Here is a 21,145-nt window from a genome sequence, read left to right as displayed (position 1 = left end):
AATTTACTAGCGAATTGACTTCGCAAATGTTTTTGCATCAAGAACTTGCTTGATGACCCTACACATTTGTTTCATCGAAACGATATTCAGTTTTCAATGACCTACTCAGTCGCCTTGACGACTTAATCTATATTACAGAAGAAAGAAGAAATTGTCAACAACTAATTTCAATCAATTTTCATACGTCGTTCACAGATATTTCATATCTCTGAGACGACTTAATATATAATACAGAATGGTTTTTGATAAGTCAACAACGAGTTTCAAAAACGTTTTTCATTACCAACACACCCTCGCTCGAGTGCTTAATTAATATACCGCTTTTCATAATGTTCGTCAACTGCTTTGTTTTCGAATTTTTTTCCGAACATTTAATGCATCCTCAATAGATGAAAAAAGCGTTCCATGATAGCTGACTATCACGAAACGCTTTCGTTATATCTTATTAGAATAGCGCCAGTTGATTTTCATCCGGCATACCGGCAAGCACGCCGTTCTCATCTAAGTAATCCATCAACGTCTTTGACACACCACCACGCTGTGCAAGATCTTCCTTTGACAGGAATTCACGTTCAGCACGAGCAGCAATGATCCGCTTCGCAACGTTATCACCCAGACCAGGTACCGCATTAAATGGCGCAATCAACGTATCACCATCTAAGACCCACTGCTCTGAGTCAGACTTATACAAATCAACCATATTGAACTTAATGCCACGCTCAAGGGCCTCATTAGCCAATTCAAGCACAGTCAATAAATCCTTATCCTTAGCTGAAGCTTCATTTCCCATCTTTTTGATTTCTTGAATTCGTGCCTTAGTTGAATTCAAACCACGTGACATGGCAACGATATCAAAGTTGCTTGCGCGCACTGAGAAATATGCCGCGTAATACAACGTCGGGAAGTAGACCTTAAAGTAGGCAATTCGCAACGCCATCAAAACGTATGCGGCCGCGTGAGCACGCGGGAACATGTACTTAATCTTCAACCCTGACTCGATATACCACTCAGGTACGCCCGCTGCGCGCATTTCGGCTTGGTACTCGTCCGAGATTCCCTTACCCTTACGCACCTTTTCCATAATCTGAAATGATGACTCCGGTTGTACCCCGTAGTTAATCAAGTCGGTCATAATCTTGTCACGCGTTCCGATAACCGTACCGATTGTCGCAACCCCACGTTGAATCAATTCATCCGCATTACCACGCCACACGTCAGTTCCGTGAGACAGACCAGAAATTTGTAGCAACTCAGAATAGTTCTTAGGATGTGTTTCCTCCAACATACCACGAACAAACGCCGTTCCAAATTCAGGCACACCCAACGTACCTGACTTCGAGAAGATTTGTTCTTCATCTACGCCAAGTGCTTCTGGTGATGAAAATAGACTCATCACCCCTGGATCATTCATCGGAATCGTTTGCGGATCGATACCGGACATATCCTGCAAGGCACGGATCATCGTGGGATCATCGTGACCCAGGATATCCATCTTTAGGATATTATCGTGAATTGAGTGGAAATCGAAGTGGGTCGTCCGCCAAGTGGCTGACAAATCATCAGCAGGGAACTGAATTGGCGTGAAATCAAAAATTTCCATATCGTCCGGCACAATCAAGATACCTGCCGGGTGCTGACCAGTAGTTCGCTTAACCCCAGTAGCGCCCAAAGCCAGCCGTTCAATTTCGGCACCACGGAAACTAACATCATGATCACGCTCATATGCCTTTACGTATCCAAACGCGGTCTTATCCGCCACCGTCGCAATCGTACCGGCACGGAACACATTATTCTCACCAAACAAAGACTTCATATAATTGTGAGCAAATTGCTGATAGTCACCAGAGAAGTTCAAATCAATATCCGGCACCTTGTTACCCTTGAACCCCAAGAAGGTTTCAAACGGAATGTTGTGGCCATCCCCAATCAACTTCGTGCCATCGATTGGGCTCAACTTTTCAGGCAAGTCATAACCTGACTCGTACTCACGCGGATCAACAAATTCCACATAATCACCAGCGACACTACGGTAGTGTGGTGGCAAGGCATTTACTTCAGTAATCCCGATTAACAGGGCAATTAGTGAGGATCCCACCGAGCCACGGGATCCAACCAAATAACCATCTTTATTTGACTTAGCCACCAAACGTTGCGCAACCAAGTAAATAACCGAGAAACCGTTAGAAATAATTGAACGCAATTCTTGTTCAATGCGGGCTTCGACGATTTCAGGTAACGGATTGCCGTACAAACGGTAGGCTGTTTCATATGATTTCTGACGCACTTCATCATCAGCGCCAGGCATGTTAGGTGGATAATTTCCACCCTTAATCGCCTCAACATCGTCAATCATGTCAGCCACAACGTGTGTATTATCAATGACCAACTTTTTAGCTAGCTCCTCGCCCATCCAAGCAAAGTCATCCAACAACTCCTGAGTCGTTCGGAAATGCATATCTGGCAATGAATAACGATTCAATGGATTAGCTCCACCTTGTGAGCTAATCAAAATCTTACGGTAAATGGCGTCCTCGGGATTTAGATAGTGAACATCCCCCGTCACAACCACCGGCTTACCTAATTCATCACCGATTTGTACCGCTTGCATCATTAGCTCACGCAGGCGGGCTTCATCTTGAATAAGTTCAGCTTCCAAAGCTGGTACGTAGTTAGCTGATGGTTGTATTTCAATGTAATCGTAATACGTCGCCTTTTCTTTAGCTGCCGCATACCCTTTCTGCATCAAGGCTTCCCAGAATTCACCAGTGTTATCCCCAGTACCCAGCAACAAGCCTTCCCGGTATTTATTCAATAATGAACGCGGTACACGTGGTACACGCTGCAGATACTTGGTATTTGATTCTGAAATCATCTTATAAAGGTTCTTCACCCCAGTTTGCGTCTGAACCAACACAATCGCATGATTTGGACGACCGTGACGCCATGCATCATTTTCCATCATGTGGTCATTCAATTGATCCGCATACTCAATACCATACTCTTCACGCGCTTGCTCCAAGAAAACGCGGTTCAAATGACCCGTTGTTTCAGAGTCAAAAATGGCACGGTGGTGTTGTTCCAAAACAATCCCAAAGTGCTTAGCCAACGTATTCAAACGATATGACCGCATGTTTGGGTACAAGAATCGGGCCAAAATCAACGTATCAATGACCGGATTTGTAATTGGTGCTAATTGATGACGAGCATACCCTTCTTGCATGAAGCCCATATCAAATGTCACATTGTGTCCAACCAAAACTGCGTCGCCGTAAAATTCACGGAATTCTTCGAAGACTTGCTTTTCGGGTTTTGAACCGCGCACCATGTCATCGGTAATCGACGTCAAATCTACTGTCGTTTGACTCAATGGGAATCCAGGATCGATAAACTCTGAGAACTCTGCAATCACATTCCCTTTAACCATTTTGACGGCTGATAATTCAATCACCTTGTCATAAGCTGCTGACAAACCAGTCGTCTCCACGTCAAAGACCACAAATTCAGCTTCATCAAGTTTCGTGTGATCGGGGTTAAAGATGATTGGTTCACCATCTTCAACCAAGTTCACCTCAACCCCATAAATCATTTTGATGTCGTTCTTAGCAGCGGAAGACGCCGCTTCTGGGAATCCTTGCGCACCAGCTGTATCAGTAACAGCAATCGCATCCATCCCCCACTTAGCGGCTTGCTTCACGTAATCGCCAATCCCATTCGTGGCATCCATCGTCGACATCACAGAATGCGTATGCAATTCAATTCGCTTTTGTTCACCTTCATATGGATCAAGACGTGGCGCATGCTTAATAATTTCCATATCATACGCCGTCATCGTCAAATCACGCACAAAGTCATCTTGTTGAATTGGACCACGGGCACGAATCCATGTACCAGGCTTCATATCAGCAAAGAACGCCTCATCATTTTCATCGCGTGAGAACTTCTTCAAGATAAACGAACTCGTGTAGTCAGTCACCTTCATCGTTAGCAATTGACGCTCAGACTTCAACACGCGGACTTCCACATCAAAAACATATCCTTCAACAATTACAGAACGTTCTTCAGTTTCAATATCGCCCATCTTGGTGATTTCTGCATCTGCGGCAATTTTACGGCCCAGCGCACCTGGATTATTACCACCACCGCCACCGTTGCGTGGGGCTGATTGACGTTGCTTAGCCGCCTGCTCAATTTGAACCTTAGCCATCTCGGCTAGCTGTTGATCTTGCGCGGCGCGTTGTGCCATAACCTGAGCATGTGATTCAGCTGCCAGCTGCTCATCAACCAAAATGTTGAACGGCAGCTGATACCCAACCCCCAACTTTTTATAGGTTCCTTCAATAATTGGCAACCCTGTTTGTCGGGCATAGTTGGCCCAGACAGCGGTATCAAACGTTAAGTCTAATTTGTTGCCAGCGATTTGTGGCAACACATGCGCAAACGCCTGTCGGAAAGCGCCCGGTTCGTTTTGATGTTGTTGCAGTACCCATGTCCAATAATCCACAATTTGTTGTGCCGTTGGTTGTTCAGTTAAATGGAGCTGATAAGTTGTTTGCGCAATGTTGGCAAACGCTGTCTGCATCCGGGCAACCAAAGCAGCCATCTCCTGCACTGGAGGTAACTGCGGCATCTCAAAATGGAATTGCCAGATTTTCGATTGCTTGTGCACAGCAAGCTTGGTTAGCGCAGTTTCCTGCAAGCTTACTGGGACTTCCTCATATTGCAATTGCTGCAACAATGTTTGGAATTGTTCTTGTGCGGTCAACGCCATGGATAGGTACTCCCTTCTCTCATTTTCACAGTCTGCAACTATTATACCCTCTTCTGATTACAGGACGATAACTAAAACAAAAAGACCGCTAGTGAACAACACTAACGGTCTTTTCGGATCGCGGTAAATGGGCTTTTACCGCGTTCTATTCTGATGACATGTCTCGCACATCATCGATTTTTAAGGAGTAGGTTACAGGTTGGTTAAACCTGCGGGTTATGAGTAGTTTTTATGGGCTGTTGACTGGATATCTCTGTATCCCTTATCAACAGTCATAATCATAACGACCCAAACTTAAAATAAGAATAAAGTCGCCTTCAGTTTAAAAATGGGTAAACGCTAAAACAGTCAAGACGGCAATGATGCCCCATAAGAACTTGCGCATCGTCATCTCCCCTTTCACTTATCATTCATACAATAAGTATCCCAGAAAAATGTGCCCATTTTATGAAAGCGATTTCGCGCTAACTTTTTCTTAATAAAAAAGCCGAGGTAAATCCCCCGACTTTCATGACAGCTAAGATTAAGCTTGCGCATCCACTTCAGGTTGCAACAAGATTTGTAGCGTTGACACCAATTCTTCAGTGCGTACTTCAATCGCTTCATCAGCCTTACGCAACTTCACTTCAACGATACCTTCGCCGGCCTTCTTACCAATCGTGACACGAACTGGCAAGCCAATCAAATCTGAATCATTGAACTTAACACCGGCACGTTCGTTACGGTCATCGACCAATACTTCATAACCGGCTTCAACCAGCTTGTCGTTCAACTCATCCGTCAAAGCACGTTGTGTTTCATCTGAATACTTCATTGGTACCAAGTGCACGTCCCATGGTGCAACAGATGTTGGCCAAGCCAAACCGTTTTCATCCGCATTTTGCTCAGCAATTGCAGCCAACAAACGTGACACACCAATACCATATGATCCCATAATGACATCTGCTTGGCGACCATTAGCATCCAAAACTTGGGCACCCATTGACTTTGAGTAGCGTGTGCCCAACTTAAAGATGTGGCCAATTTCAATACCCTTTGTAAACTTCAAGTGACCCTTACCATCAATAGCCAAGTCACCTTCACGGGCCGTACGGACATCTGCCACTTCGTCAATGCGGAAATCACGGTCAACATTTGCGTTCAAGTAGTGGAAGCCAGATTCGTTTCCACCGACCGTCACGTTAACCATGTCGGTTACCCATTCGTCAGCGATGATCTTGACATCTTCACCAACACCGACTGGTCCCAATGAACCGAATGGTGCTCCCAAAATTGATTGCGCTTCTTCTTCGGTTGCCATACGCAATTCATCAGCGTGCAAGTAATTTTGGACTTTAACTTCGTTAACTTCAAAGTCACCACGAACCAAAATCATCACCGGTTCACCGTCAGCGTACATAAACAACGTCTTTACCAATTGATCGGGCGTCGTTTGCAAATACTCAGCCAACTCATCGATTGTCTTGACTTCAGGCGTTGCAATCTTTTCCAAATCAGCCATTTGCGCGTGTGACTTGTTTGGCGTGTACAAATCCTTCGCCATTTCCAAGTTAGCTGCGTAATCTGATTCATCTGAATAAGCAATGATATCTTCACCGGCTTCGGCAGGCGCTGAGAATTCCTTTGAGTCAGAACCACCCATTGCACCAGCATCACCCACGATAACACGGTAATCCAAGCCAATTCGGTCAAAGATATTAATGTATGCTGATTCCATGTTCTTGTATGACTCATCCAAACCATCTTGATCAACAGAGAATGAGTATGCGTCCTTCATGATAAACTCACGTCCACGCAAGACACCGAAGCGTGGTCGGTTTTCATCACGGAACTTAGTTTGGATTTGGTAAACCGTCAATGGCAAACGCTTGTATGACTTGATGTCATCACGAATCAACGTCGTCATGGTCTCTTCGTGTGTCGGTCCCAAAATCATGTCGCGGTCGTGACGATTCTTTAACTTAAACAAGTTTGGGCCGTATGTCTCGTAACGACCTGATTCTTGCCACATTTCAGCTGGCAAAAGCATTGGTGCTGACATTTCAATCGCATCAATCTTTTCCATTTCTTCACGAATAATGGCGTTGATCTTGTTCAACACGCGTTGTGCCAATGGCAAATATGCGTAGACACCAGCAGAAACCGGACGCATGTAACCAGCACGCAACATCATTTGGTGCGAGATAACTTCTGCATCAGCAGGCGTTTCGCGCAACGTTGGAATAAATACCTTTGACTGTTTCATTGGATAATAACCTCATCCCTATTCTTAGCGCACAAAGCGCACTTTAAAAATTCTTATATTATAGTAACACATATCACTGGGCCCGCGGTTTACAATTCGGGGTCATTTCACCTGGAATAGAAAAAGGACCAGCCAATTTGGCCGATCCTATTAATTCATCAGTGTTCACTTGAAGAAATATCGAATAATATCGTTTCCGGTAACGGCAATCATCAACACAAACAAGAATGCAACACCCGCTAGCGTAACGGCCGTTTCAACCCGTTCCGGAAGCGGACGCCGCACAACCGCTTCGACCGCATTCAAGAGCAACTTACCACCGTCCAATCCTGGAATTGGTAGTAGATTCATCATGCCCAAATTAACTGAGAGCAATGCCGTGAATGACACAATCGCTAAGAAGCCATACGAACTTACTTGCTCAGTATTCTTATAAATGGCAACTGGGCCACCTAACTTATTCAGCGAGAACCCTTGAATCAAGTTCTGAATCGCACGGAATATCTGCGTCATGGCTTGACCAGTCGCACGGAAGGCGTATTGTACACGTGGCATAAATGCCTTGGTCGTTGTCGGCGTCACCCCAATCTGACCAACCAGCATGCCCCCGTTTTTAACGGCTTTCGGCGTCAGCGTTGTCGTCTTTAATTGACCGTTTCGCTCATACGTTACCGTGGTCTTCTCTTTTGGCAAAGCTTGAATCGTCGTTTGCATTTTCTGCCATGATGACATTTTCACGCCATTGATTTTTTCAATCGTATCGCCTTTTTTCAAACCAGCCGTCGCTGCCGGTGAGTTTTGAGCAACATCTTGCAACGTTGTCGTGGTCACACCCGGCATAGCAAAAGCCAACCCCATGAACAAGACAACCGTTAGAATAAAGTTATTCATCGGTCCGGCAAAGTTAATTAGGGCTCGTTGCCAAAGCTTGGCCGATTCAAAATGCGTATCACGTGGGGCAACCAACACTTCAGTCCCATCAGCTTCAATCACAGATGCTTCATGATCAACCGGTAGCTTAACCAACGTTTGATCATCGTCCGCCCAGTAGCCTTCCACAAACATGTCGTCAACTAAATCAACCCGATTAACAGTCAACGCGCGACCACCAACTAATTCAGTCTGGTCAGACAAGTTCAAGCGGGTCACCACACCATCTTGTTGGACGACCACAATTGTCATCCCCGGCCGAATTGTTTCTTCTTCAGCTTCAGCACGACCAGCCATCCGCACATAACCCCCGACTGGCAACACACGAATCGTGTACGTTGTCCCGTTACGCCGGGTTTGAAACAGCTTAGGACCCATGCCAATTGCAAATTCACGGACACGGACACCTGCCTTTTTGGCAAAATAGAAATGTCCAAATTCATGCACAATCACTAAAATACCAAAGACAATAATAAAAGTAATAATCGTTGTCATAATTTCTCCAGCGTTCCCTTTTCAATAGGCCCTAGTATACAACAAAACCCTGGTCGATACGTTAAAATCGCCCAGGGTTTTACTATTTTCTATTAGTTTAGCAAGCCTAACAAGAACATCAATGGCAAAACAATCAGCATTGAATCAAAACGATCCAAAATGCCGCCGTGACCTGGCAACACCGTACCAGAATCCTTCACCTTGTAGAAACGCTTCAAGCCCGACTCAATCAAGTCACCAAATTGTCCTGCGATTGACAAAATGATGGCGATAACGACCATCACTGGCCAGCTATATGCTTGTGGGAAGAAGACCAGGTAAACAGCTGCTGCAATAACAGCCACAACCGTGCCACCAATTGAACCTTCCCACGTCTTATTAGGTGAGATTGTGGTCAGCTTGTGCTTACCAAGCTTACGCCCAATCATGTAAGCACCTGAATCTGTAATCCAAACAATCAGGAAAGCAAACATCAAGGTGTCCAAACCGGCATTGCGGGCAGCAACCATCATGCTGAAGCCCATGCCGACATACATCATCGTCAAGGTAAAGACACCGGCGTCCTCAAAACTAAACTTATTTTTGGCAATCACTGTGTGTAACAGCATTAACAAAATAAAGATGTACAACAACGATGTCCGGTGCAAGGCGATTGGGGCATGGATGTTATCCCATAGTGTCGCTGGTAACGTCATTACTAATGCACCCAACATCGTCAATATTGCACCAAAGTCAACTAACAACGTCTTGCGCATCAAGACGACTTCACTCGCTGCAATCACGGCCAACAATGAGGCAGCGGCTTGAATCCACAAGCCCCCGGCAATCAAAATCGGCACAAAGATAATCAGAGCCACAACGGCTGTGATAACACGTGTCTTCATTATTCCACTCCTACTTCTTATCGCTTTGATTTTCAGCAATGCCACCAAACCGTCGATCACGAGCTTGATACATTGCTAATGCCTTTTCAAAGACCGCTGGGGTTACCTCAGGCCAATGTTCGTCAATAAAGACAAATTCGGCATACGCAAGTTGCCAAAGCAAAAAGTTCGACAACCGCATTTCACCACTTGTTCGAATCAAAACATCCGGGTCAGCGAATTCACCCAATGGCGCCGTCATCAGCGCAGCATCAATCGTTGCATCGTTAATTTCTTCCGGTTGTAATTCGCCCGCAGCGACCTGCGCAGCAATTTGCTGCACACCAGTCACGATTTCGGCACGGCCACCATAGTTTAAAGCAAAATTTAGCACCATGCCGGTGTTATTTGCCGTCTGGGCAATGGCGTCATTAACCGCACGTTGCGTGTCCGCTGGTAATTGGTCAATGTATCCCATTACGTTCACACGCACATTTTTTTCGATAAGTTCTGGGACAAACGTGTCAAAAAACTTACCGGGTAGCTTCATCAAAAAGCCAACTTCCGTCTCAGGTCGCTTCCAATTCTCTGTTGAAAAAGCGTAGAGCGTCAATACCTTAACACCCAAATCACTGGCTGCCTTGGTAATATCTTTCACTACTTCCATCCCGCGTTGGTGACCAGCCACACGTGGTAAATTCTGTCGCTTGGCCCAGCGACCATTACCGTCCATAATAACTGCAACGTGGTTTGGGATTCGCGTCTTATCTAATTGTGGCAATTGATCCGTTACGACCGTTTTTTGCTTTTTGAAAAACACGATGCTTCCTCCGCCTCTGTAAATGTAAAATACGTGACTGGCTTAAAGTCACGTATGTCAATCCGTCTTATTATAGCAGTTTGTCACATAGCGTGTACGGTAAAATCCCCTGCTTTAACTATTACTTATCAAAAACAGTCTCATCATCGTAAGCACCCGCTAGTAACGCTTCGATAGTATCTAACACACCATTATGATTGTTGTCGTTAACGGCAAGATTTTGCACGCGAACCTTCATGAAGTCTTCCGCATTTGGCATCACAAATGGATACTTTACATAACGCAACATCTCCAAATCGTTACCATTATCACCAAAAGCAGCCATCTCTTCGGGCTTAATATCCCACTTAGCCGCCAATTGTTCCAAACCAGTTCGCTTATTTACGCCAGGCGCCAAAATATCAACCGATCCGAAACCGGATCCGGTTGTGTGAAGCTCTTCGCCTAAGACCTCGCGCAATTGTTGAACGTGCTCATGAACATCAACCGAAGGATCCCACACTAATGAGAAACGGAAGATATTGTCGTCAACATCCATAAACTTTTCAACTTGGTGGACAGTTGGGTAGAACGTCTTAACCGCCGCAATCATTTCTGGCGTCGCGTGGTTTGACACATAGGCGCCATCATTACCTGACAAGATAATCAAATTATCCATGTTAGCATGTGTCTCACTATTCCATTGCATCACGCGTGCAATCTGGTCGCGAGACAATGACGATTCGGCCAAAACCTCATTATTGTGCGTAATCAAAGCCCCGTTATCCGAAACATACGTGATACGGTCGGGGTTGACCGGTTCAAAGTATGACCGTAATTGCTTGTATTGATTCCCACTAGCTGCAACAAATCGGATGCCCTTTTCATCTAATTGATCCAGTAAATCTTCCATCCGGGCATAGTCAAATGTGCGGTCATCCCGCAACAATGTCCCATCCATATCTGTTGCAATTAACTTAATTGTCATCGTTCCCATTTCTCCTTTGCTTTGAAAATAATGAGCTTACTCAATACGTAATTAGAGACCACCACGAATACGTTTTGAATAATATTCCATAACATATCGTTTTGGTGGAGCAGACTCGTTCCGAACCACAAAATCGCCATACCAATCAGCCCAGTCGCGATTCGCGCAACATAGAATTTAACAGCTTCATTTAGCAATTCACGGAAACCATGTGCCTGACTGTCAAAGACCCAGACACGATTGGTTAAATAAGCAAACAACACCGTAAAGAACCAGGCAATGACGTACGCCACCATAATCGGCATCTGGGTTAAGCGCAACCCGCCATACAAAATAATGTTAAATACAGTGGTTAAGCCACCGAAAAACAAGTACAAAATTTGGGCGCGATACTTAGTAAAAATTGTCATGACTGACTTCATCAGTAAACTCTCAACTCTCTAGGACATAATTTCGTCACATTTTTATCTTTAAAGCATTATAACAAACTGCCCCGTAATCCGGTTAGTTTGCTACAATTATGTAGTTAGATTTTACAAATTGTCCTAACTCAGCTTGAGTTGACAGAATAAATATCAGTGAAAGGAGCCCTCATGGCAAACGATTATCAAAACAGTCTTGCCCGTCTTAATCAATTGGCAGACAATCCCACATCAGCGTCATTCACCAGTTTGGATAATGTCCATCCCCAAACCAGAACAACCCAACGACGGAAAGACAGCCGCCCGCAATGGCAGCAAATTCAATGGGTCTCAATTTTGATTGCAGTCCTATCGCAGCTTGCAATTTGGTGGATTTACCCAGCAATCTATTCAAAAAATTTAGCGGGCGGACAGTGGCAACACAATCCCCTATTGATGACCTATAGCGTCATCTTGGCCCTGGCCATCTTTTTAACTTTCAACCGTGGGTTCTCACGTTGGTTGAACTTTGGCGTTATCTTAATTCCAATGGTGTTCCTGTACTTTCTCTATCAGCAGGTCACTATGCAGCAGATTATTTTGTTAGCATTACTACCGCTTGCATTGCTCCTCATTAATCTCAAGTGGTTAAATCTACAAAACATCTTGGGCTTGGTGCTTTACTCTGGTATCGCCACCCTCGCCTTGCCGGTTGTGATTTTCTATCAGCAAAACACCTTCCTAACAGCGCCTTTCATCTGGAGTTTGTTGCCGTTGTTGTTTAGTTATTTGTTCTATATGAGCAGTATTTTTGTGACCACTGGTCGCGACAAACGAGCGACTTCATTAGCTTTTGGCATCATTTTATTGTTAGATGTGTTGACATTGCCTTGGAATCCGTGGACGTTGTTAGCCATTATTATCATCGTCTTTACCTGGATGGTGTTAATCAACCTTAATCTCAAGGCTAAGTACCGGATGGGTGTCTTTTCATTGCTCCAAGCAATTACCGTCCTGGTTATCTTCTTGCAGCAAAAATAACAACCAATATCATAAAAGCCGCAAATCACCCGATTAAATCGAGGATTTGCGGCTTTTAAACTATGTACTGAATGGTTACGTGTTTCATATGATGCCATGCATCTCATACGCCGTTAGTCTGCATCTTCCTGTTCACTCATTGCAAAAAGTGGCTTTTTTAGCCGGTAGACAACCACTGCCAATAAATTTCCGGCCAACAACATCCCAAATAAGAATTGATACGGATGGTCTTTAACAAAATTGACTGGAATCATCGCAGTTGCCTCAGTACGCCCGGCGTTCACATCCCAGGCCCAGCGGCGCTCACTTAACTCTGGTGTCTCGACTGCGCCAACAATTACTGGCTCATCATGTTCATTTTCTGACACCGACACATCCGTCACCTGAGTAGGCTTTGCTTGCCCCTCTGGAACTGACACAATTGGTTCAGCATGGTCCGTTTCCGTCCCAGCCAAATTCGACAACGTCTCTTTGATAGATTGTATAACATTTGTAACAACGCCCTGATCATCATCAGTCACATTCCGAGCGGCTACCAGCGTACTGGCCATGAACGATTTCTGCGATAAAACCGTGCTGGCCTGAATGGTCCCCCCGTTGACTGCTGCTCCCATATACACCGTCATCAATAACGTTGCGATCAGAGATGCCGTCCTTATTTTTTTCATCACTTCATACTCTCCTCTGTAACAACGAACAATGCCCAGCCGTAATCATTGCCCCCAATCACTTCAGAAAGTTACATGTTTTACGCTGTTCATTCACGATAAAAATATTGTACCGATGATTTTCTTCTAATTTAGGGCATTTGTTTGCATTTTATATGTCCGAACTATCGGACTTTTCACTTTTTCTTTCTGTTTTCCGTGTCCATTTCGTGAATGTCCGACGGGTGGGATTTTTTCACAAGTGAGCGCCAGTATTTTGTACAATCACTATGCATATTACATAAATAAAAACGCATGCCCATGATAAACGTAGGCATGCGTTTTACTTATGCTTTGTAATTCAATTTCTCATCCGCCACAGCGTACCACGCTGCAACACGATCGCTGACCTTGCCGTCTGGGAAGTAAGTTGGATACCAATAGTTAATCATATCCATATCATCTACATGCGACTCTTCATCATTCATCCAGCTGTCACGGAATGTCACGACACCAGTTTCACGATTAATTTTGAACCGCGTCACCAGCTGTTGACCATTAAAGTGCAAATACAATTGACGCATCCCAGCCTCGCCTGGGAATGGCTCTGAAGCGAGTTCGGCAGTTGTTTCAGATAGTACCTGCGTGGCCCGCTCACCCAAGTAACCATGATCAGCCATTGCTCGCAAAACTACGGCAACAGTAATCTCACGATCAGAACGTTCTGCTAGAAATGCTTTGTAATCAAACATGATGTAAATCCCCTCTTATCTCATGAAGTCTTTTCTTCACGGATAATAATAGCACTTGTCAGCAGCGATAGGAAAAAATAGGCCCCCAAAAGGTGTCATCTAGATTTCCACACCAAAACAAAAGCACCAACCATCATGGTCAGTGCTTTAAACGTTATTTTAGTATGTTAGCGCAAGAAAACGGACTTTGTCCAAAATTAATAACATTGCCGTTTGCGTTGCTTCATAGTGCTTCATTTGGTCTTCCGAACCATATTGTTCGTTAAAACCAGCCAAGCCCCCTTTAATGAACGCCAATTCATATTCTGAAATCTCTTCGAACGTCTTCGTGAATTCATCCCACAAATCAGTTTGATCTTCTTGGTCTTCCAAAAAGAATTGGATAAAACGGGCATCCGTATAGCCCATGCTGAATTGTACCCCAATTTGAGGCGCAATTTCATGCTGGTTCTTGATGTGCAAGAAATGGTGCTCCGTGTTCCAGCGAATCCGCTCAATTGCCTTCAAAATTGTCTTGTTCATTGCCATCACCCTCATTTAAGTTGTTATTACTTTGCTAGCAACGGCAAGACCCAGGTCGTCCACGCCCAACTAATCGGCATAATAAACAGCATCGCTGGAATCATGTCAGCCGTCGGGAACATGCGCACCTTAATCATTCGGAACCCCGTTGCTAACATAAGGGTACCACCAACCGCCTTAAAGTCAATTATCATGGCTGGTGTCGTGAGCGGATAGATCACCCCGGCCAACAAAAACAAAATCATCAACACAACGAACTGCGGTACGGCAATCAATGACACAACAAACCCTAAATTGGCTGCAAAAATAGCGCCTGTGAAAAAATCCAAAATCGACTTTGTAATCAAAATGGTGGCATCCCCAGTCATCCCATTCACCAGGGCCCCATAAATACCGGTACCAGATGAAACAAACAACACAATGACAGTTAACAAGGATGCAGAAAATTCCTCTTCAGAAAGCGTCTTGTTTGCTGGGACAAATCGGGCAATGATGCGTTGCATTTGGAACGCCCCACGGTTAATCCACGCACTTACATGCAGTAATAAGCCAACCGCGGTTCCGATAATCAAAGCAAAAATGACCGCGGCCATATTTTTGGTCGGTGCAATCGCGATGATTCCCATCGTCATCGACGCCAGACCAAAGATCATATTAATCTCAGTCTTAAACTTCTCTGATAAGTATTTACCACCAACACCACCAACAATACCGCCAATTAATACGGCTAGTGCATTAACAATAACTCCTGTGGGCATATAACGCTCTCCTCTCAAAAATCACAATATATCCAATATATACCCATTTTGATAGAATTAGCAAAAAAAGCGGTACAGCTAGCTTTCACTACCTGTACCGCTATCGATTGATCTTACTTTTCAAAATCGTCTGACGTCATTGATGCGTTGTACAAAGCCACTACATCAGCCGGTGTCATTGGCACATAACCATTGTCCAAACCGAACGTTACCGCTGATTCAGCCATTTCTTGGAAGTGTTCATCGTTAGTGATTTCAACACCTGGCAAGTTTGTTGGTACTTCCAATGACTTCACCCAGTCATACGTTGCCTGAATAGCCTTTTCAGCCACAACTTGGTCGTCATCATCTTGAATTGACCAGACATTACGACCGAAGCGGGCAAACTTCGCCACTGTCTTATCAGACAAGACAAACTTCATCCAACGTGGTGTCAAAATACCCAAACCGACACCGTGGGTAATGTCATAGAATGCTGACAATTCGTGCTCAATTGGGTGCACCGTCCAAGCATTTTGCTTACCTGATCCAACCAAACCATTCAATGCCATCGTTGATGCCCACATCAAGTTTGCACGTGCTTCATAGTTATCTGGCGTTGCCAATGCAATTGGTGCCCACTTAATAACCGCACGGTATAAGCCTTCGATTTGACCATCTTGAATATCCGTATCGTTCGCTTGATCGAAATATTGTTCCGTCAAGTGTGAGAAGATATCGATTGATCCAGCTGCCGTTTGCCACTTTGATACTGAATACGTCAATTGTGGATCCAAGAATGAAACAGCTGGCGTGTTTGGACCAAACGTCCCAATCTTTTGGTTCGTCTCAGGGTTTGAAATCACTGATGCCCAGTTCATCTCAGTTCCAGTGGCTGACAACGTCAAAATATCAACCAATGGCAATTGATCGATGGCGTAACGCTTATCCGCATCCAGCACCAAGTCCCAAGGATCACCCTCGTAGAACTTAGCAGAAGCAATCACCTTTGACGCATCGATAACAGAACCACCACCAACGGCCAACACAACGTCAACATCATGTTCCTTAACAAGGCGTTGCCCTTCACGAACTGAGTCAATCTTTGGGTTAGGTTCGATACCTGACAACTCAATAACATTCAAGCCTGACAAAGCCTTCATCACACGTTCATACAAACCTGAACGCTTGATTGAACCACCACCGTATGCCAACAAGACATTTTGTCCGAATTGCGCAACCGCATCATGCAGCTCCGTATCAATGTGATTCTTACCAAAACGAATGTCTGTCTTATTCACAAAACGAAAATCTTCCATGGATAGCATCCTCCAAATAAGTTGTTATTTTTCTCATTTATAGCTAATACTATACACCCTTAACCGATTAATTGTTACCGTTTTCACGAAAAAATATAGTTGCACCGGTCTTTTTCATTTGCGCTAGTTTTCCTGGCAGTGATAAGGTAGATAAGTTGTTTTTCACGTTACGCCTTTTACACGCAACGTTCAGTTAGATAGAAGTGAAAGGAAGTTCCACCCTATGTCCACACAGACCGAGCGGTTATTTAATCGCCCATTTATGCAATTATTTTTAATTCAGTTACTTAGCATGGTGACTTTTTATAGTTTGTTTGTTGCCATCAGTCCGTATGCCGTCGCAACCTATCACGTCAGTACCGCGACAGCTGGTTTAGTGGCTGGCATGACGATTATCGGGACAATGATTGCCCGCATTTTTTCTGGTCTCATCACCCAGCATCTCACGGCTAAGCAAATGACAATCCTCAGCATGGCGATTCTCTTGCCCTCACTGTTAGCCTACCAGCTCGAATTGGGCATTCGGTATCTCCTATTTGTTCGTTTCTGGCAAGGCATCGCAGTTGGTTTTACTGGCACCGTCACGAACACTGCTGTCGTCCGAGTCATTCCAGAATCGCGCCGTAGTGAAGGGATTGCCTACTTCTCGTTAGCAACCATTTTGGGAACCGCATTTGGCCCATTCTTAGCGCTCTTAATCACACAGTATGTGTCTTACCACATCCTCTTCTGGTTGGAAGCTGTGATTGCTTTAATTGCTTTGTTTTTCTCGTTTATGCTCGACGGCGATAAAATCGCGATTGACCGCGGTCATGTAGATGCCAAGACGTCCATTTTCAGTCAGCTATTAGAGCCCCGTGTTTTCCCAATTGCCTTAACGATGGCCTTTGTGGCGCTGGGATACGCTGCCTTGCAAGGTGACTTGGCCTTCTTTGCCAGTTCGTTACACTTGGTGACGTTTGCGTCATATTTCTTCTTGGTCTACGCTTTTGTGATTTTGCTCTCCCGTCCGTTCATGGGCCGGTTAATGGACCAACACAACGAGAACTTCGTCATTTATCCAACCCTACTCGCAACTGCTTTAGGTCTGTTCGCAATTGCCCGAATGCACTCCGGTTGGGGCATGCTGCTCGGTGCCGTACTAGTCGGCTTAGGTTTCGGTAACTTCCAATCAGCCATCCAGGCAACCGTTACCAAAGTTGTGGCCTCCGACCGATTAGCGCAGGCCACTTCAACCTACTTCATTTTCTTTGATATGGCCCTCGGTTTTGGCCCATACCTACTCGGCTTGGTAGTGCCAACCCTCGGTTACCGTGGTTTATTTACGATGGTTGCCCTATTCGCCATCATCGGACTACCACTCTACTACCTGGTGCACGGTCGTCACATTCAAAAATAAGCAATACAAAAACCCGTCATTCAATTCGAATGGCGGGTTTTGTATTGCCTATTATTTAATCAGACCGTGCTTCACAAGATAAGTTCGGGCGACTTGGGCCGCCTTCTTGTGTTGCACCGTAACTTGATAATTCATTTCAATCATATCTTGGTTGGTAATTTTACCAGATAGCTTATTCAAACTCTTAGCAATCCCTGGATACTTTTGTAACGTTTTATCGTTGACCAACGGTGCGCCCTGATAAGGGGGGAAGAAGTGTTTATCATCTGCCAACGTTACCAAGTGATCTTGTTTCAACTGTGGGTCCGTCGTGTAAGCGTCCGTCACATCGATTTGCTTATTAGCTAACGCTTCATACCGCAAACTCGACTCCATTTGCACGATGTTCTTGAAGTTCAACCCATACGCCTTCTTTAGTCCAGGATAGCCATCTGACAACTTGTAGAAATCCGGGTCAAACCCAGCTGTCATCTGCGCGCTTTGACGTAACAAGTCTGAAGTTGTCTGTAAGTGATAGCGCTTGGCATCAGCTTGACGAACCGCCAAACCGTACGTATTCTCGTACTTCATTGGTTCCAATAAGTCCAAGTTGTGTTGCTGCTTAATCAACGTCTTCGCTTGCTTGTACGCTGTCTGCTTATCGTGTGAAATTGACCCCTTAACCTTAACTAACGACTGTAAGACCGTCCCCGTAAATTCTGGGTACACATCCACTTGGCCACCTTGGAGCGCCTTAAAAATAAAGGTCGTCCCCCCAAAGTTTGGCTTTAATTGGACAGCCATTTTGGGGTTATCGGCTTGAATGAGGTCTTTATACATATTAATCAAAATTTCTGGTTCGCCACCTAACTTACCAGCGATTGTAATCGTTCCTGCTGGTTGGTTAATTGCCCGGTAACCCGCAAAACCACCGATAATGACGATTGCACTGACTAACAGCACCCCAACACGGCGGACTGATAGCTTACTCAACAAGCGAATGCCCCATGAAAAAGCCAACGCCAGCACCGCCGATAAAATGGCCCCAATCAACAATTCAGCATTATTATTCGTCTGAATTCCCAACATGATAAAGGTACCCAAACCACCACCACCAATTAGCGCAGCCAACGTGGCCGTTCCAATAATCATAACCATCGCGATGCGCAACCCAGACATAATCATTGGTAACGCCAATGGTAATTGGACTCGGAATAATTTGAAACGCTTTGACAGCCCAAAGGCATCCGCAGCTTCTAACAAAATTGGATCAATCCCAGTCAATCCCGCATAAGCGTTTTGAAAAATCGGCATAATGGCATATAACACCAACGCAATTACAGCTGGTACCGTCCCGATACCAACCAACGGAATCAGCACCCCTAAAATGGCAAGACTTGGAATGGTTTGAATAACGCCCGCTAACTGCAAAACCCACTCGCCAGCACGACGATGATTCATCAACGCAATGGCCAGTGGCAACGCAATCACCGTCGCGATGACAATTGCCATCAATGATAAGAGGATGTGTTCCCGCAAAGCCGTCAAAATATCACCAGACTGGGTCGTTAAAATGTGCATCATATCATTAAACATTCGTCACTACCCCCTTGCGACAAAGCGCAATAAATCAGCCGTTGTCAGACTGACATCCGCCACTGTCACAGTATCATGCGTCAACAATGCCTCTGACAGTGTTGCAACAGAATCAGTTGGCACCAATGTCATCGTGGCTGGCGTCGTTATTGCTTGGCCGAAACCAGCATCCAAGACGTCTTGAATAAGCGCAATGCGCCGTTCACTAAACAACGTTTCCACTAATTCGTTTGCGGGATGTGTCGTAATTTCTTGTGGTGAGCCAACTTGTTGCAACACACCATCATACATGACACCAATGCGATTTCCCAAACGTAGCGCCTCACCCATGTCGTGGGTCACAAACAAAATCGTCGTTCCTAAATCTGCGTGCAATTCTAGCACCAAATCTTGCAAAGAGCGTCGTGACAAAGGGTCTAATGCACTGAACGGTTCATCCATTAAAATAATATCTGGCTTGGCTGCTAACGCCCGGACAATGCCGACTCGTTGTTGCTCACCACCAGATAATTCATTTGGCATGCGTTGCGCATAATTTGTATGGTCTAATCCGACCCGGTCCAACAGCTCATTCACCCGCGTTTGCCGGTCAGCCAATGCGACCCCGCTAGCTTCCAATTGAATCCCTGCATTTTGAAAAATCGTCATATTTGGAAACAACGCCGAATTCTGTAAAACGTACCCAATGCCGCCACGGAGATCTTCTAATTTATAGTCAATTGCCCGTGTGCCTCGCACATAGGTATCGCCATCCGTTGGCTCCACCAAGCGATTAATCAACTTCAGGGCCGTTGTTTTCCCACTACCACTCGGCCCAACTAAGACGAATAATTCACCTGCATCAATCGTCAAATTCAAATCATCTACTGCCGCTTGGCCTTGGTAAATCTTCGAAATATGTCGAAACTCAATCATCTCATCCACACCCACTTTCCGTTAATCAGTACTCTGATAGTACCGCTAACTCAATTTTCTTACAAACAATTAGAGAAACTCTCATTAATCAGTTGCCATTTTTTCATATTACAAGACTTGCATCCTACCAGCAAACCAGTAGAATTGGCACCAAAGGAGCGTGAACATTATGTCTAAATATGATCAAGATGAACTACGAAATCGTTTGACCCCCGAACAATATGCCGTAACGCAAGAAGCGGCGACCGAGGCCCCCTTTAACAACCAATATGACGCTTGGTTTGATGACGGGATTTACGTTGATGTCGTTAGCGGTGAACCCTTGTTTAGCTCAACTGACAAATACGACGCTGGTTGTGGTTGGCCTTCTTTTACCAAACCTATTGAAAAAAAGCGGGTGAAGCGCCACCTCGACACCTCGCACGGTATGTTCCGTACGGAAGTTAAATCCGCTGATGCCGACTCGCATCTCGGCCACGTCTTCACTGATGGCCCAATGGCTGCCGGCGGTCTGCGCTACTGCATCAATTCAGCTGCGATGCGGTTTGTGCCCGTCGCCGACCTTGAAAAGTCCGGTTACGGTGAGTACAAATCATTATTCGAGTAAGTAAAAGAGGCTGGGACAGAACAGTTCTAGCTGAAAATGAAGAAGGAGAAGAAAATCCGACGGATTTTCTTCTCCTTCTTTCTTTTTATCCAAAAATAACGGGATTTTATCCCGCCATGATGGCCATTTTCGTCATATTCAT

17 protein-coding genes are annotated in these 21,145 nt (G+C 45.0%); 3 read left to right on the top strand and 14 right to left on the bottom strand.

The annotated features are described in order from the left end of the window. Window positions 1-445: 445 nt before the first annotated feature. The 7 genes from ACJ28U_RS00750 to ACJ28U_RS00720 all read right to left on the bottom strand — a co-directional run bounded on the left by ACJ28U_RS00750 (window position 446) and on the right by ACJ28U_RS00720 (window position 11,510). Complete coding sequence (locus ACJ28U_RS00750; protein ID WP_407618078.1) at window positions 446-4,768, bottom strand: PolC-type DNA polymerase III; 4,323 nt, start codon at window positions 4,766-4,768, stop codon at window positions 446-448. 523 nt (window positions 4,769-5,291) lie between these two features. Further along, window positions 5,292-7,013, bottom strand: coding sequence for a proline--tRNA ligase (locus tag ACJ28U_RS00745; protein ID WP_099088802.1), 1,722 nt, complete (start codon window positions 7,011-7,013; stop codon window positions 5,292-5,294). Between the two features lie 165 nt (window positions 7,014-7,178). Next, window positions 7,179-8,438, bottom strand: coding sequence for an RIP metalloprotease RseP (gene rseP, locus ACJ28U_RS00740; protein WP_407618077.1), 1,260 nt, complete (start codon window positions 8,436-8,438; stop codon window positions 7,179-7,181). A gap of 92 nt (window positions 8,439-8,530) precedes the next feature. Then, window positions 8,531-9,322 carry a phosphatidate cytidylyltransferase gene (locus ACJ28U_RS00735; protein WP_099088800.1) on the bottom strand — a complete coding sequence of 264 codons (792 nt, stop codon included), beginning with the start codon at window positions 9,320-9,322 and terminating at the stop codon, window positions 8,531-8,533. A gap of 10 nt (window positions 9,323-9,332) precedes the next feature. Beyond that, entirely contained in the window at window positions 9,333-10,121 is a 789-nt protein-coding gene (locus ACJ28U_RS00730; protein WP_010371222.1) for an isoprenyl transferase, read from the bottom strand. 121 nt (window positions 10,122-10,242) lie between these two features. Then, window positions 10,243-11,088 carry a Cof-type HAD-IIB family hydrolase gene (locus ACJ28U_RS00725; RefSeq protein ID WP_407618076.1) on the bottom strand — a complete coding sequence of 282 codons (846 nt, stop codon included), beginning with the start codon at window positions 11,086-11,088 and terminating at the stop codon, window positions 10,243-10,245. Next, complete coding sequence (locus tag ACJ28U_RS00720; protein WP_010371235.1) at window positions 11,085-11,510, bottom strand: GtrA family protein; 426 nt, start codon at window positions 11,508-11,510, stop codon at window positions 11,085-11,087. The genes ACJ28U_RS00725 and ACJ28U_RS00720 overlap by 4 nt, the downstream gene beginning before the upstream one ends. A 171-nt stretch (window positions 11,511-11,681) precedes the next feature. On the opposite strand from ACJ28U_RS00720, the gene ACJ28U_RS00715 reads away from it, so the two are divergent. Continuing rightward, window positions 11,682-12,530 (top strand): hypothetical protein, encoded by an 849-nt coding sequence (locus tag ACJ28U_RS00715; protein WP_407618075.1) that lies wholly within the window; start codon window positions 11,682-11,684, stop codon window positions 12,528-12,530. A 113-nt stretch (window positions 12,531-12,643) separates the two neighbouring features. Here ACJ28U_RS00715 and ACJ28U_RS00710 read toward each other — a convergent pair whose 3' ends face one another. The 5 genes from ACJ28U_RS00710 to ACJ28U_RS00690 all read right to left on the bottom strand — a co-directional run bounded on the left by ACJ28U_RS00710 (window position 12,644) and on the right by ACJ28U_RS00690 (window position 16,507). Next, window positions 12,644-13,198 (bottom strand): hypothetical protein, encoded by a 555-nt coding sequence (locus tag ACJ28U_RS00710; protein ID WP_407618074.1) that lies wholly within the window; start codon window positions 13,196-13,198, stop codon window positions 12,644-12,646. Between the two features lie 326 nt (window positions 13,199-13,524). Next, the gene (locus tag ACJ28U_RS00705; protein WP_010371244.1) at window positions 13,525-13,929 is read right to left on the bottom strand and encodes a hypothetical protein; all 405 of its coding nucleotides are present in this window, start codon (window positions 13,927-13,929) and stop codon (window positions 13,525-13,527) included. Window positions 13,930-14,088: 159 nt separating this feature from the next. After that, window positions 14,089-14,451 carry a hypothetical protein gene (locus ACJ28U_RS00700; RefSeq protein ID WP_010371247.1) on the bottom strand — a complete coding sequence of 121 codons (363 nt, stop codon included), beginning with the start codon at window positions 14,449-14,451 and terminating at the stop codon, window positions 14,089-14,091. Between the two features lie 26 nt (window positions 14,452-14,477). Next, window positions 14,478-15,209, bottom strand: a complete 732-nt coding sequence (locus tag ACJ28U_RS00695; RefSeq protein ID WP_010371250.1) for a DUF554 domain-containing protein — start codon at window positions 15,207-15,209, stop codon at window positions 14,478-14,480. A 113-nt stretch (window positions 15,210-15,322) separates the two neighbouring features. After that, complete coding sequence (locus tag ACJ28U_RS00690) at window positions 15,323-16,507, bottom strand: iron-containing alcohol dehydrogenase (RefSeq protein WP_134658126.1); 1,185 nt, start codon at window positions 16,505-16,507, stop codon at window positions 15,323-15,325. A 262-nt stretch (window positions 16,508-16,769) separates the two neighbouring features. Here ACJ28U_RS00690 and ACJ28U_RS00685 point away from each other — a divergent pair, with 262 nt between their 5' ends. After that, window positions 16,770-17,906 (top strand): MFS transporter, encoded by a 1,137-nt coding sequence (locus tag ACJ28U_RS00685; RefSeq protein WP_407618073.1) that lies wholly within the window; start codon window positions 16,770-16,772, stop codon window positions 17,904-17,906. Between the two features lie 51 nt (window positions 17,907-17,957). Here the strand turns inward: ACJ28U_RS00685 and ACJ28U_RS00680 are convergent, their stop codons facing one another. Next, window positions 17,958-19,481, bottom strand: coding sequence for an ABC transporter permease/substrate-binding protein (locus ACJ28U_RS00680; RefSeq protein ID WP_407618072.1), 1,524 nt, complete (start codon window positions 19,479-19,481; stop codon window positions 17,958-17,960). A gap of 6 nt (window positions 19,482-19,487) precedes the next feature. Further along, a complete protein-coding gene (locus ACJ28U_RS00675; RefSeq protein ID WP_099088793.1) occupies window positions 19,488-20,396 on the bottom strand; it encodes an ABC transporter ATP-binding protein in 909 nt (302 codons plus the stop codon). 169 nt (window positions 20,397-20,565) lie between these two features. On the opposite strand from ACJ28U_RS00675, the gene msrB reads away from it, so the two are divergent. Then, window positions 20,566-21,003, top strand: coding sequence for a peptide-methionine (R)-S-oxide reductase MsrB (msrB, locus tag ACJ28U_RS00670; protein WP_099088792.1), 438 nt, complete (start codon window positions 20,566-20,568; stop codon window positions 21,001-21,003). Window positions 21,004-21,145 lie beyond the last annotated feature (142 nt).

The organism is Weissella sp. MSCH1, assembly GCF_045799135.1.
Taxonomy (GTDB): domain Bacteria; phylum Bacillota; class Bacilli; order Lactobacillales; family Lactobacillaceae; genus Weissella.
Note: the sequence above shows the minus strand (reverse complement) of the source record. Positions and strands in the feature narration are given on the sequence as shown.

Bases quoted from the DNA above. Each gene is read 5' to 3' on its own strand.
- ACJ28U_RS00750 (WP_407618078.1), bottom strand. From the start codon at position 4,768: ATGGCGTTGACCGCACAAGAACAATTCCAAACATTGTTGCAGCAATTG.
- ACJ28U_RS00745 (WP_099088802.1), bottom strand. From the start codon at position 7,013: ATGAAACAGTCAAAGGTATTTATTCCAACGTTGCGCGAAACGCCTGCT.
- rseP (WP_407618077.1), bottom strand. From the start codon at position 8,438: ATGACAACGATTATTACTTTTATTATTGTCTTTGGTATTTTAGTGATT.
- ACJ28U_RS00735 (WP_099088800.1), bottom strand. From the start codon at position 9,322: ATGAAGACACGTGTTATCACAGCCGTTGTGGCTCTGATTATCTTTGTG.
- ACJ28U_RS00725 (WP_407618076.1), bottom strand. From the start codon at position 11,088: ATGACAATTAAGTTAATTGCAACAGATATGGATGGGACATTGTTGCGG.
- ACJ28U_RS00720 (WP_010371235.1), bottom strand. From the start codon at position 11,510: ATGAAGTCAGTCATGACAATTTTTACTAAGTATCGCGCCCAAATTTTG.
- ACJ28U_RS00715 (WP_407618075.1), top strand. From the start codon at position 11,682: ATGGCAAACGATTATCAAAACAGTCTTGCCCGTCTTAATCAATTGGCA.
- ACJ28U_RS00710 (WP_407618074.1), bottom strand. From the start codon at position 13,198: ATGAAAAAAATAAGGACGGCATCTCTGATCGCAACGTTATTGATGACG.
- ACJ28U_RS00705 (WP_010371244.1), bottom strand. From the start codon at position 13,929: ATGTTTGATTACAAAGCATTTCTAGCAGAACGTTCTGATCGTGAGATT.
- ACJ28U_RS00700 (WP_010371247.1), bottom strand. From the start codon at position 14,451: ATGAACAAGACAATTTTGAAGGCAATTGAGCGGATTCGCTGGAACACG.
- ACJ28U_RS00695 (WP_010371250.1), bottom strand. From the start codon at position 15,209: ATGCCCACAGGAGTTATTGTTAATGCACTAGCCGTATTAATTGGCGGT.
- ACJ28U_RS00690 (WP_134658126.1), bottom strand. From the start codon at position 16,507: ATGGAAGATTTTCGTTTTGTGAATAAGACAGACATTCGTTTTGGTAAG.
- ACJ28U_RS00685 (WP_407618073.1), top strand. From the start codon at position 16,770: ATGCAATTATTTTTAATTCAGTTACTTAGCATGGTGACTTTTTATAGT.
- ACJ28U_RS00680 (WP_407618072.1), bottom strand. From the start codon at position 19,481: ATGTTTAATGATATGATGCACATTTTAACGACCCAGTCTGGTGATATT.
- ACJ28U_RS00675 (WP_099088793.1), bottom strand. From the start codon at position 20,396: ATGATTGAGTTTCGACATATTTCGAAGATTTACCAAGGCCAAGCGGCA.
- msrB (WP_099088792.1), top strand. From the start codon at position 20,566: ATGTCTAAATATGATCAAGATGAACTACGAAATCGTTTGACCCCCGAA.